12 protein-coding genes are annotated in these 11,774 nt (G+C 63.0%); 7 read left to right on the forward strand and 5 right to left on the reverse strand.

What is annotated here, in order from left to right; genetic code table 11:
• Positions 1-22: 22 nt before the first annotated feature.
• From purU to P0D73_RS14880, 5 genes are all read right to left on the reverse strand, one after another.
• Positions 23-892: a formyltetrahydrofolate deformylase gene (purU, locus tag P0D73_RS14860; RefSeq protein ID WP_408431791.1), complete on the reverse strand. Its 870-nt coding sequence runs from the start codon at positions 890-892 to the stop codon at positions 23-25.
• A gap of 100 nt (positions 893-992) precedes the next feature.
• Positions 993-1,841 (reverse strand): NUDIX hydrolase, encoded by an 849-nt coding sequence (locus P0D73_RS14865; protein WP_408431792.1) that lies wholly within the window; start codon positions 1,839-1,841, stop codon positions 993-995.
• Positions 1,842-1,910: 69 nt separating this feature from the next.
• Positions 1,911-2,525, reverse strand: a complete 615-nt coding sequence (locus P0D73_RS14870; protein WP_106282098.1) for a LysE family translocator — start codon at positions 2,523-2,525, stop codon at positions 1,911-1,913.
• A 55-nt stretch (positions 2,526-2,580) separates the two neighbouring features.
• Positions 2,581-3,147 (reverse strand): adenine phosphoribosyltransferase, encoded by a 567-nt coding sequence (locus P0D73_RS14875; RefSeq protein ID WP_132376111.1) that lies wholly within the window; start codon positions 3,145-3,147, stop codon positions 2,581-2,583.
• Positions 3,148-3,231: 84 nt separating this feature from the next.
• Entirely contained in the window at positions 3,232-5,235 is a 2,004-nt protein-coding gene (locus P0D73_RS14880) for a monovalent cation:proton antiporter family protein (RefSeq protein WP_132376112.1), read from the reverse strand.
• Between the two features lie 161 nt (positions 5,236-5,396).
• On the opposite strand from P0D73_RS14880, the gene kdsD reads away from it, so the two are divergent.
• The 7 genes from kdsD to hpf all read left to right on the forward strand — a co-directional run bounded on the left by kdsD (position 5,397) and on the right by hpf (position 11,249).
• A complete protein-coding gene (kdsD, locus tag P0D73_RS14885; protein ID WP_132376113.1) occupies positions 5,397-6,380 on the forward strand; it encodes an arabinose 5-phosphate isomerase KdsD in 984 nt (327 codons plus the stop codon).
• Positions 6,380-6,940, forward strand: coding sequence for a KdsC family phosphatase (locus P0D73_RS14890; RefSeq protein WP_132376114.1), 561 nt, complete (start codon positions 6,380-6,382; stop codon positions 6,938-6,940). Before kdsD ends, P0D73_RS14890 begins: the two co-directional genes overlap by 1 nt.
• Positions 6,937-7,545, forward strand: a complete 609-nt coding sequence (lptC, locus tag P0D73_RS14895; protein ID WP_012431662.1) for an LPS export ABC transporter periplasmic protein LptC — start codon at positions 6,937-6,939, stop codon at positions 7,543-7,545. The genes P0D73_RS14890 and lptC overlap by 4 nt, the downstream gene beginning before the upstream one ends.
• Positions 7,546-7,565: 20 nt before the next feature.
• Positions 7,566-8,237: a lipopolysaccharide transport periplasmic protein LptA gene (gene lptA / locus P0D73_RS14900; RefSeq protein ID WP_132376115.1), complete on the forward strand. Its 672-nt coding sequence runs from the start codon at positions 7,566-7,568 to the stop codon at positions 8,235-8,237.
• The gene (gene lptB / locus P0D73_RS14905; protein ID WP_132376116.1) at positions 8,234-9,019 is read left to right on the forward strand and encodes an LPS export ABC transporter ATP-binding protein; all 786 of its coding nucleotides are present in this window, start codon (positions 8,234-8,236) and stop codon (positions 9,017-9,019) included. Before lptA ends, lptB begins: the two co-directional genes overlap by 4 nt.
• Positions 9,020-9,204: 185 nt before the next feature.
• Positions 9,205-10,722 (forward strand): RNA polymerase factor sigma-54, encoded by a 1,518-nt coding sequence (locus tag P0D73_RS14910; RefSeq protein ID WP_132376117.1) that lies wholly within the window; start codon positions 9,205-9,207, stop codon positions 10,720-10,722.
• Between the two features lie 170 nt (positions 10,723-10,892).
• On the forward strand, positions 10,893-11,249 hold the full coding sequence (hpf, locus tag P0D73_RS14915) for a ribosome hibernation-promoting factor, HPF/YfiA family (RefSeq protein WP_106282113.1): 357 nt from the start codon (positions 10,893-10,895) through the stop codon (positions 11,247-11,249).
• The last annotated feature ends 525 nt before the right edge of the window (positions 11,250-11,774 follow it).

Below are 11,774 nucleotides of genomic sequence, written 5' to 3' on the forward strand. Positions count from 1 at the left end.
GCAAGCCTGCTAGCAACGGCTCTTAGCGAAACACCACCGTCTTGCTGCCGTTCAACACGACGCGATGCTCCACGTGCCACTTCACCGCACGCGCCAGCGTCACGCACTCGACATCGCGGCCGATCGCCGTGAGCTGCTCCGGCGTCATGCTGTGGTCCACGCGCTCCACTTCCTGTTCGATGATCGGACCTTCGTCGAGATCCGTCGTCACGTAATGGGCGGTCGCGCCGATCAGCTTCACGCCGCGGTCGAACGCCTGGTAATACGGCTTCGCGCCCTTGAAGCTCGGCAGGAACGAGTGGTGAATGTTGATCGCGCGGCCAGCCAGCGCTTCGCACAGCTTCGGCGACAGAATCTGCATGTAGCGCGCGAGCACCACCAGGTCGGCCTGATGTTCGTCGATCACTTCGAGCACGCGCGCTTCCTGCGCGGTTTTCGCGTCGGGCGTGGCGCCCATCAGCGGGAAATGATGGAACGGAATGTCGTAGCTGGCGGCGAGTTGGTAGAACTCCTTGTGGTTCGAGATGATCGCCGGAATCTCGATACCCAGCTGGCCGGTGCGGTAGCGGAACAGCAGATCGTTCAGGCAATGGCCGATCTTCGACACCATGATCACGACACGCGGCTTCACCGACGCATCGTGCAACTCCCAGCGCATGCCGAACTGCTCGGCGAGCGCCGAGAACGACGTGCGCAGCGCCTCCAGACCCGGATCGCCGCCCACCTGCTGGAAATGCACGCGCATGAAGAACTCGCCGGTGCGGCTGTCGCCGAACTGCGCGGAGTCGAGAATGTTGCTGCCACGCTCGAATAGAAACCCCGACACGGCGTGAACGATGCCGGGCCGGTCGGCGCACGACAGTTTGAGGATAAAGCTGTGATCGGTCGACATGACCTGGGTGACTCCCTTCTTCAATGCGTGGTTTGTTCGGTGTGTCTGGTTCGGTGAAGCGTGTTTCGGCATGGTCGTTGCGCGCGCACCGATGCGGCGCTCAGGCGAATACCGGCGGCACGAACAAGGCCTCGATGCCGGCGCACGCGTCTTCATCGATCCAGCGGCGGCGCAGCAGGCAATCCAGCGTGGCCAGGCTCGCGTCGACGGTCATCGCGCCCTCCTCGATCCAGCGCGCCGCTTCGTCGACGCGCGCGAGCCGGTGTTCACCCACTTCGCCGTCCTGATTGCGCGGCGCGAAATCGGCCGGCAGCGCAAGGTCGTAGATGAAAATCTGTTCGGCCTGTGTGCCTTCCGGCAACGATTGCAGCACATGCGCGGTGCGGCCCGCCACAGAGCGCGCGGCGATCTCCTCGGGAATGCCGGCTTCTTCCCAGCATTCCTTGATGATCGTTGCCTCGACGCCGAAGCCCCAGCCGATGCCGCCCGCCACGACATTGTCGAGCATGCCCGGGTCGGTCGCCTTGGTGTCGCTGCGGCGCGCGATCCACAATTGCGGGGCGCTATCCTCGTATTCTACGACGCCGTTCAGATGCACCGCGTAGGTCATCGTGCCGAAGAAGCGCGACGCCGCGCGTTCGATATACGCAAGCGGCGGCGCGTCGAACGCATTACGGATCGCGTAGGTCTCGTTGCGCCAGCCCGGAATGCGGCCTTCGGCGGCAAGTGCGCCGATCACGGAACCGAGCGCCGCGCTGCGTAAATCCACGGTATTGAACGCGGGCGCGAGCGTCACACGGGCGCGGTCGATCGCGAACACATCGGGCCAGCGCGCGAGCAGCGGCACATCGCTCGCGCGGATCCAGCCGACCTGTTCGGCGTCGATCCAGAACGGCACATGCGCCTGCACATCGAAGCGGCGCGCGGCGGTGATGCAAGGCAAAGTCATTTAAAGCTCCAAGCTAACTGTCTGCGGTCGCTGCCGATGAGCGCCGAGCGTCTTATCGACCCAATCCAATCAATCACGCAACGCGACGCGAATCCCGATTGCGATGAACGTGGCACCGGCCAGGCGATCAAGCCACACGCCCACGCGCGGCCGGCGCTTCAGCCAACCGCCGATCATCCCCGCGCACACGCCGAACAGCGAAAACACCACCACCGTCTGCAGCATGAACAGCACGCCGAGTTCGAGCATTTGCAGCGTGACGCTTTGCGTGCCGTGCGGCTGCACGAACTGCGGCAGGAATACGACGAAGAACAACGTCACCTTCGGGTTCAGCAGATTGCCGAGCACGCTCTGACGAAACACCGCCATCAACGGCTGCGGCGCGCGTTCGTGCGCGGTCGCGAGACCCTGGCTGCGCAGTGCCTTGATGCCGATCCAGATCAGATACGCGGCGCCCGCAAGTTTGATGACTTCAAAGGCAACCGGCGAGGAGCGCAGCAACGCGGCCACGCCGAGCGCGGCCAACGTCGTGTGAAACGTGATGCCGGCTGCAAAACCGAGCGCGGCGACGAGCCCCGCCGCGCGGCCCTGCGAGATACCGCGCGCGAGCACTTGCAGATTGTCCGGACCGGGCGCCATGGTGATAGCAATCGAGGTGGCGAGAAACAGCAGGAAGTTGGGCATCGTTCTTACCTTCTTGTGACCGGAAAGAAGTTCATAGCGGCTTGGCTGCGACTGATCAGTGACCGTCGAATCCCGTCACCGTATAGAGTGCGAGGCCGCCCTCGCGCAGCAGCTTCGAGCCGCCTAGTTCGGGCAGATCGATGATCGCCGCGCCTTCCACCACGACCGCGCCGAGGCGCTCGAGCAGAATCTTGCCCGCCATCATCGTGCCGCCTGTCGCGATCAGATCGTCGATGATCACGACGCGGTCGCCCGGCTTGCAGGCGTCCTCATGAATCTCGACGGTCGCGGTGCCGTATTCGAGCTCATACGATTGCGAGACCCGCTTGTAGGGCAGCTTGCCCGCCTTGCGGATCGGAATGAAGCCGAGGTTCAGCTCGTACGCGAGAATCGGCCCGATGATGAAACCGCGCGCGTCCAGCCCGGCAATGTAGTCGAGCTTGGCGTCGATATACCGTTGCACGAACAGATCGATCAGCACGCGCAGCGACTTCGGCTCCTGCAGGAGCGGCGTGATATCGCGAAACTGCACGCCCGGCTGCGGCCAGTCGGGTACCGTGCGAATGTGGTTTTTGATGTAATCGGCCGCATCGAGCGGCGCGCTCGCAAGCGCGTTGGACATGATGTCTCCGGATGGACCTCGACAGGTCCGATGAAAAACTCAACTAGCGGCGGCCCGGCAGGCGAACCTTGCCAGGAGCAGGCGTCAGGCCGCGGCGGCGCCCGCGCGCCGATGCTTCGAGAGCCGTTCCTCGGCCTCCGCCAACTGTTCGGGCAGACCGCGCAGCACTACGATGTCGCTCGCGCGCAGCTTGGTGGACGGGTCCGGCTCCACGCCGCGAATGCCGTGCCGGCGAATCGCCGTCACTTCGACACCCAGATCGAACAGACCGAGTTCCGCGAGGGTACGGCCTACCGCGTCCGCACTTTCGTCGACCGGCACCGATTGTAGCCGCACCTGTTCGTGGCCGTCGTCGTCGTCCACGTCGTCGGCGCCGTGGAAATAGCCGCGTAGAAGGGCGTAGCGTTCATCGCGCATTTCCTCGACCCGGCGCACCACGCGCCGCATCGGCACGCCCATCACCACGAGCGTGTGCGAGGCGAGCATCAGACTGCCTTCGACGATTTCCGGAATCACCTCGGTCGCGCCCGCGGCCAGCAGCTTTTCCAGATCGGCGTCGTCGACGGTACGAACGATCACCGGCAGCGTCGGTTCCAGTTCGTGAATGTTGTGCAGCACGCGCAATGCCGACGGCGTATTCGCATAAGTGATCGCAATCGTGGCCGCGCGATGGATACCGGCGGCGAGCAGCGACTCGCGCCGCCCGGCATCGCCGAACACGACCGATTCGCCCGCCGCCGCAGCTGCCGCGACACGGTCGGGATCCAGGTCGAGCGCGACATACGACAAGCCCTCGTGCTCCAGCATGCGCGCCAGGTTCTGTCCTGCACGACCGTAACCGCAAATGATCACGTGGCCGCTTTGCTTGAGACTCTGCGTGGCGATACGCGTCATCTGCAACGACTGCATCATCCATTCAGTCGACGACAGCCGCAGCACGATCCGGTCCGCGTTCTGGATCATGAACGGCGCGGCCAGCATCGACAGCAGCATGGCCGCGAGAATCGCCTGCAGCATGGTGGCGTCGACGAGATGCTTGTCGAGAATCAGATTCAGCAGCACGAAGCCAAACTCGCCCGCTTGCGCGAGGCCGATACCGGTGCGCATCGCGACGCCCGGCGACGCACCGAACAGCCGCGAAAGGCCCGTCACCATGACCGCCTTCAGCAGAATCGGCCCGATCAGAAAGCCGAGCACGATCAGCGGATGCTCCCAGATCACCCGCGGATTGAGCAGCATGCCGGTGGTGATGAAGAAGAGCCCGAGCAGCACGTCGCGAAACGGCTTGATGTCCTCTTCCACCTGATGCCGATAAGGCGTCTCGGCGATCAACATGCCGGCGATGAACGCGCCGAGCGCGAGCGACAAGCCGAACTTGTCCGTGATGAACGCGCAACCCAGCGTCACCAGCAACAGATTGAGAATGAACAGTTCCTGCGAACGGCGGCGCGCCACCACGTTGAACCAGCGCGTCATGAAGCGCTGGCCCACGATCAAGAGCAGTGACAGAGCCACGACGATCTTGATGGCCGCCACGCCGAGCGCGCTGACGAGATCTTCGGAGTTGCCGCCCAGCGCAGCGATGACGATGAGCAGCGGCACCACCGCCAGATCCTGAAACAGCAGCACGCCGAAGATATTGCGGCCATGCTCGGTCTCGATCTCGAGCCGCTCCGCCAGCATCTTGCTGACGATCGCCGTCGACGACATGGCAAGCGCGCCGCCCAGCGCCACGCTCGCTTGCCACCTGATGTGCACCCAGCGCTCCAGCACGAAGCCGAGCGTGACCGCCACCGCGATGGTGCCGATCACCTGCAACAGGCCGAGGCCGAACACGAGCCGGCGCATGGAGCGCAGCTTGGCGAGCGAAAACTCCAGCCCGATCGAAAACATCAGGAACACTACGCCGAACTCGGCGAGGTTCTGCGCGCCCGCCGAGTCGGGAATCAGACCGAACGCATGCGGACCGACGACGATGCCCACCGTCAGATAGCCGAGCATCGGCGGAAGATTCAGAAAGCGAAAGACCACCACGCCCGCTACCGATGCCAGCAGCAGGAACAGCGTCATTTCGAGGGGGGAAATCATCGGCAAAAACGCATCGGCAAAGCGTCCTCGTTCGTCAGCGGAACCGCGCACGCGAAACGCCGTGCGACAAGGTTGAGGGGCCGGTAAAGGCAGCGATAGAGGCAGCGGCTTGGCACAGCAGGCCCGGCGCGGCGAACAAGCGCCTTTGCTATACTTCGCGAATGATAGCGAAAATCAATGGCGACCGGGCACTCGCGCTCGCTCGCGACGTGCTCGACATCGAAGCGGACGCCGTGCGCGCGCTTCGCGATCAACTCGACGATGGTTTCGTCGGGGCGGTCGACTTCATCCTGGGTTGCCGTGGGCGCGTGGTCGTTTCCGGCATCGGCAAATCCGGCCATGTGGCCCGCAAGCTCGCGGCCACGCTCGCCAGCACCGGCACGCCGGCGTTCTTCGTGCATCCCGCGGAAGCCAGTCATGGCGACCTCGGCATGGTCACCGCCGACGACGTGTTCCTCGCGCTGTCCAATTCCGGTGAAACCGAAGAACTCGTGGCGATCCTGCCGCTCATCAAGCGGCTCGGCGCGAAGCTGATCGCTATGACGGGCCGTCCGTCTTCGAGTCTCGCACAACTGGCCGACGTGCACCTGAATTCCGGTGTGTCGAAAGAAGCCTGCCCGATGAATCTTGCGCCGACCGCCAGCACCACCGCCGCGCTCGCGCTCGGCGACGCGCTCGCGGTCGCGGTGCTCGACGCGCGTGGCTTCGGCCGCGACGACTTCGCGCGCTCGCATCCGGGCGGCGCGCTCGGCCGGCGCCTGCTCACTTATGTACGCGACGTAATGCGCACCGGCGACCAGGTCCCGAAGGTCACGCCCGACGCCACCGTGCGCGACGCGCTGTTCCAGTTGACCGCCAAGCGCATGGGCATGACCGCAATCGTCGATCACGACGACCGCGTGACCGGCATCTTCACCGACGGCGACCTGCGCCGCGTGCTCGAACGCGACGGCGATTTCCGCGAACTGTCGATCGCCTCGGTCATGACCGCCGGCCCGCGCACCATCGGTCCGGATCAACTCGCGGTCGAAGCCGTGGAACTGATGGAGCGCTACCGCATCAATCAGATGCTGGTCGTCGACGAAGCAGGCAAGCTGATCGGCGCACTCAACATGCACGACCTGTTCTCGAAGAAGGTGATCTGATGGCCATCGCTCCTCCCACCGCGACCGAACGCGCAAGCCGCGTCAAGCTGATGATTTTCGACGTCGACGGCGTGTTGACCGACGGCGGTCTGCTGTTCACGGCGGAAGGCGACACGATGAAGGGCTTCAATTCGATGGACGGCCACGGCATGAAGCTGCTGCGCCAGGCCGGCATCGAAACGGCGATCATCACCGGGCGCAAGTCGGGCATCGTGGCGGCGCGGGCGAAGGAAATGAACATCACGCACGTCTATCAGGGCGTGCAGGACAAACCTCAGGCGTTCGCGGACCTGTTGCAGCAAACCGGCATGACGGCCGAAGAGTGCGGCTACATGGGCGACGACTGGGTCGATCTCGGCGTGATGCTGAAAGTCGGCTTCGCGGCGGCGCCGGCCAATTCACATCCTGAAGTGATCGCGCGGGCCCACTGGGTCAGCGAGGCGCGCGGCGGCCACGGCGCGGCGCGCGAGGTCTGCGACACCCTGCTGCGCGCGCAGCACAAGTACGAGGCGCTGCTCGCGGCCGCCTGTAGCGGCGAACAGCGGGGCCTCGTCGGATGAATCAGTTTCGCCTGACGTCACTGATTCCGTTGGTCGCCATGGCGGCGCTCGCCGGTATCACGTGGTGGCTGCTGCAAGCCACCCTGCCCCGGCAGAATGAAGGCGTCGTGCGTCCCAAGGAGCACACGCCGGACTACTTCGCCGACAACTTCTCGGTTTCCGAACTCGATCAGTCGGGCTCCACGCAATACCGGCTGACCGCCCAGTCGCTGATCCATTACGAAGACGACGAGCTGAGCGACCTGGTCAAACCGGCCATGCGCGCGTTCCAGCCCGGCAAGCCTATCGTCACCGCAACCGGCGACACCGGCAAGGTGAACGGCGACGCGTCGATCGTCGATCTGTACGACAACGCGCGCATCGTGCGGGCGCCCGGCTACGGAGATCCGCAGATGCAAGCGGATTCGCAGCATTTTAGGGTGCTGGTCAACGACGATGTGATCGAGACAGAAAAGCCGGTTAAACTTCAGCGCGGCATGTCGGTGATGACTGCCAGCGGCATGAACTACAACAACGTCACCCGGGTGATGCAGCTGTTCGGTAACGTGAAAGGCAACATCGCCCCGTCCGAAGCAGGCGGCAGTTCGCCCAAGCAACCCGGGTAATCCATTCCAGGCGTGACTGCATGAACGAATCGTTCCCCCGTTTTGATACCGGCCGCACGCGCACCCTGTCCGCGTGCCGCGCCGGACTCGCTGCGCTGATCGTCGCGTTGCCGCTCGCCGGCTTCGCGCCGCTCGCGCACGCCGATCGTGCCGACAAGGACAAGCCGCTGAACATCGAAGCGGACAACATGACTTACGACGACCTCAAGCAGGTCAACATCTTTACCGGCCATGTGGTCGCCACTAAAGGCACGATCGTGATCAAGGCCGACCGTGTCGAAGTGACGCAAGACCCCCAAGGCTATCAGTACGCCACCGGCACCTCGAGCGGCGGCAATCTGTCGTATTTCCGCCAGAAACGCGAAGGGCTCGACGAATACATCGAAGGCACGGCCATCCGGATCGACTACGACGGCAAGCAGGATCTGACCACGCTCACCACCAACGCCACCGTGAAGCGCCTGCAAGGCCTCTCCACGGTGATGGACCAGGTGCACGGCAGCGTCATTACGTATGACGGCCAGAACGACTTCTACACCGCGAAGGCAGGCAAGGACGTCGCCGGCCCGGGTAACCCGACTGGCCGCGTGCGCGCCATGCTGTCGCCGCGCAACGGCGGCGCCGCGCCGCTGAACGGCGCATCGGCCACGCTCGCGCCGTCCACGACGATTCCCGGAGCGCCGAACCAGTGAGCACCTCAGCGTCCCTCCCCAATCGCAAGCCGGCCGGCACCAGCAGTTCGCTGGCGGTGCGCAACCTGAAAAAGCGTTACGGTTCGCGCACGGTCGTCAAAGACGTGTCGCTCGACGTGAAAAGCGGCGAAGTGGTCGGTCTGCTCGGCCCCAACGGCGCGGGCAAGACCACCTCGTTCTATATGATCGTCGGCCTCGTGCCGCTCGACGCGGGTGAAATCGACCTGGACGGCAAGTCGATCAGCCTGCTGCCGATCCACAAGCGCGCTTCGCTGGGTTTGTCGTATCTGCCGCAGGAAGCTTCGGTGTTCCGCAAGCTCAGCGTCGAAGAAAACATTCGTGCGGTACTGGAATTGCAGCACGAAGACAACGGCAAGCGGCTCAGCAAGGACACCATCACGAGCCGCACGGAAGCCCTGCTCGACGAGCTGCAGATTGCGCATTTGCGCGAAAACCCGGCGCTGTCGCTGTCGGGGGGCGAGCGCCGCCGGGTTGAAATCGCCCGGGCATTGGCCACCAATCCGAGCTTTATTCTGCTCGACGAACCGTTCGCCGGCGTCGATCCGATCGCCGTGCTGGAAATTCAGAAGATCGTTAAATTTCTGAAGCAGCGCAATATCGGCGTGCTGATCACCGACCACAACGTGCGTGAAACGCTCGGCATCTGCGATCACGCCTACATCATCAGCGACGGCAGCGTGCTGGCCGCCGGCGCGCCGAGCGAAATCATCGAAAACGAAAGCGTGCGGCGCGTCTATCTGGGCGAGCATTTCCGCATGTAAGCGCATGAGGGATTACCGGCAGTGCGAGCGCGCACCCGCCGGCCCCTATGCGGCAAGCGCACACCCGGTTTTTTGACCTGGGCCGTCTCGCGCCCATCGCCGCCTAAAACAGGCGCACACGTAATTGCGAATGTCGCAAGGTATCGCGGTCGTGGCAAACTCTCTACAATGAATCTCAACTTGCCATGAAAGCCAGCCTCCAACTCCGCCTATCGCAGCATCTTGCGCTGACGCCGCAACTGCAGCAGTCCATCCGGCTGCTTCAGTTGTCTACGCTCGAATTGCAGCAGGAAGTCGCAATGGCGATCTCGCAAAATCCGCTCCTCGAAAACGAGGACGACTGGATCGCGAGCCCGTTGCGCGTGGCGGCCGACGGCTCGCTGATCGCCCAGGCGCCCAATTCTTCCGCGCCGCCCGACCAGATGGGCGGCAATACGTCGTCCTCGTCCAGCAGCAGCAACGAGCGCGCCGAGAACGGCGAGCCGCAGGGCGTGGACGAATACAACGGCATGGCCGGCGACGGTAACGGCGACGCGTCGCAATGGAATCTCGACGATTACGGCCGCTCGGGCAACGCCTCGGACGACGACGACCTGCCGCCGCTGCAAATCCACGAATCGAGCACCTCGCTGCGCGACCACCTGATGGCGCAATTGCGCGTCACCCAGGCGGGCCAGCGCGACCGGGCGCTGATCACCTTCCTGATCGAATCGCTCGACGACGACGGCTACCTGGCCGCCACGCTCGAAGAAGTGCTGGCCGATCTGCCCGAAGAGCTCGAAGTGGACCTCGACGAAATGAACGCCGCGCTGGCGCTGCTGCATAGCTTCGACCCGGCCGGGGTCGGCGCGCGCTCCGCGTCGGAATGTCTCAAACTGCAATTGTTGCGGCTCGACGGATCGCCTACGCGCACGCTCGCCCTCGACATCGTCGCCCACCATCTGGAACTGCTCGCAGCGCGCGATTTCACGCGTCTGCGCAAGCATCTGAAGGCAAACGACGACGATCTGCGCGATGCTCATGTGCTGATCCGCTCGCTCGAACCGTTTCCGGGCGCCGCCTACGGCAAGGCCGAAGCGGACTACGTCGTGCCGGACATCATGGTGCGCAAAACGGCACAGGGCTGGCAGGCCGAACTGAACCCGGAAGTGGTGCCGAAGCTGCGGATTAACCATCTGTACGCGAATATTCTGCGCAATAACCGGGGCGATCCGGGCAGCGGTTCGTTGCGCCAGCAACTGCAGGAAGCGCGCTGGCTGATCAAAAATATCCAGCAACGTTTCGAGACGATTCTGCGCGTGGCGCAGGCAATTGTGGAACGTCAGAAGAGCTTTTTTGTCCACGGCGAAATTGCCATGCGCCCCTTGGTTTTGCGGGAAATTGCTGATACGCTGGGCCTACACGAGTCAACTGTCTCGCGTGTGACAACCGGTAAATACATGCTGACCCCATTCGGGACGCTTGAATTTAAGTACTTCTTCGGATCACACGTTTCGACTGACACGGGCGGCGCGGCGTCTTCAACGGCGATCCGTGCGCTCATCAAGCAACTGATAGGAGCGGAAAACCCGAAATCTCCTCTTTCAGACAGTCGCATAGCCGAACTGCTGGCGGAACAGGGCTTCGTGGTCGCACGACGTACCGTTGCGAAGTATCGCGAAGCGCTCAAGATCCCGGCAGTCAACCTGCGCAAGTCTCTGTAGCCCGTCGCCTTCCGTGGCGGGCATTTACCGGCCGCTCCGCAGTTGGCGGAAAGGCCGGCCGATGCGACCTGCCAGAAGTCAGTCACCGGGGGGCGACTCAGGCAAGCCGACAGATCGACCGGACCTTCGTCATCGTGCGGACCAAGCGGCCATTAGCTTGGAGAAGCACTATGAATCTGCAGATCAGTGGACACCACCTCGAAGTAACGCCTGCGTTGCGCGAATACGTGATCACCAAACTGGATAGGGTGCTAAGACATTTCGATCAGGTAATCGACGGCAGTGTGGTCCTCTCGGTCGACAACCACAAGGAAAAGGAAAAGCGTCAAAAGGTTGAAATCAACCTGCATCTCAAGGGCAAGGACATCTTTGTCGAGAGCTGTGACAGCGACCTGTACGCTGCGATCGATCTGATGATCGACAAGCTTGACCGGCAAGTCATCCGCCATAAGGACCGCCTGCAAGGCCATGCGCATGAGGCGATCAAGTATCAACCGGCGCCGCAGCTAGATGTGCCGCCGCAATAGGGGAAATTAGAGGGTTTTCTTCGATAGACCTTCGTTTTCTCTTACCAGCGAAACCGCCCGGAACCGGGCGGTTTTTTGTTTCCGGACACCGCTTCTCGCGCGGCGTCGCAGCAAGTGCCGGCGCTTCAAATGAACTCAATACGCATTGATGGCGCGCCGCACCATCCGTGGCTACCCTGTTCTATAATGTTCCGGTTAGTGCGACACGTCGCATCGACTTTAGGAGGGCGAAAGCTCTCCCATTTGGTGACACCTTGAGGTCACCCCTGTGTAGCGAAACGGCTGTCAGTGCTGTGAGACTGAGAGCCATTGCCGTAGACGCACATCGGTCTTCGTACCGTTGCGCGTAATTGCATTGGCCTGATTACCGTCAGGCTCCGCCCGGTTAGCGGCTTCAACTCCGCTAACCAAGCGGATTGGAGTATGTAATTCCCGCGCCCTTGGGCGCCGGTTCGTTACAAGGTCGAGCGTAAGCTCGGTTTGTCATTGTTCGGCTTCCGTTAGTTTGACGACGAGAGTAGTGAA

Origin of the sequence: Paraburkholderia sp. RL18-101-BIB-B, assembly GCF_046026985.1 — a bacterium.
Taxonomy (GTDB): Bacteria; Pseudomonadota; Gammaproteobacteria; order Burkholderiales; family Burkholderiaceae; genus Paraburkholderia.

Bases quoted from the DNA above. Each gene is read 5' to 3' on its own strand.
- purU (WP_408431791.1), bottom strand. From the start codon at position 892: ATGTCGACCGATCACAGCTTTATCCTCAAACTGTCGTGCGCCGACCGG.
- P0D73_RS14865 (WP_408431792.1), bottom strand. From the start codon at position 1,841: ATGACTTTGCCTTGCATCACCGCCGCGCGCCGCTTCGATGTGCAGGCG.
- P0D73_RS14870 (WP_106282098.1), bottom strand. From the start codon at position 2,525: ATGCCCAACTTCCTGCTGTTTCTCGCCACCTCGATTGCTATCACCATG.
- P0D73_RS14875 (WP_132376111.1), bottom strand. From the start codon at position 3,147: ATGTCCAACGCGCTTGCGAGCGCGCCGCTCGATGCGGCCGATTACATC.
- P0D73_RS14880 (WP_132376112.1), bottom strand. From the start codon at position 5,235: ATGATTTCCCCCCTCGAAATGACGCTGTTCCTGCTGCTGGCATCGGTA.
- kdsD (WP_132376113.1), top strand. From the start codon at position 5,397: ATGATAGCGAAAATCAATGGCGACCGGGCACTCGCGCTCGCTCGCGAC.
- P0D73_RS14890 (WP_132376114.1), top strand. From the start codon at position 6,380: ATGGCCATCGCTCCTCCCACCGCGACCGAACGCGCAAGCCGCGTCAAG.
- lptC (WP_012431662.1), top strand. From the start codon at position 6,937: ATGAATCAGTTTCGCCTGACGTCACTGATTCCGTTGGTCGCCATGGCG.
- lptA (WP_132376115.1), top strand. From the start codon at position 7,566: ATGAACGAATCGTTCCCCCGTTTTGATACCGGCCGCACGCGCACCCTG.
- P0D73_RS14910 (WP_132376117.1), top strand. From the start codon at position 9,205: ATGAAAGCCAGCCTCCAACTCCGCCTATCGCAGCATCTTGCGCTGACG.
- hpf (WP_106282113.1), top strand. From the start codon at position 10,893: ATGAATCTGCAGATCAGTGGACACCACCTCGAAGTAACGCCTGCGTTG.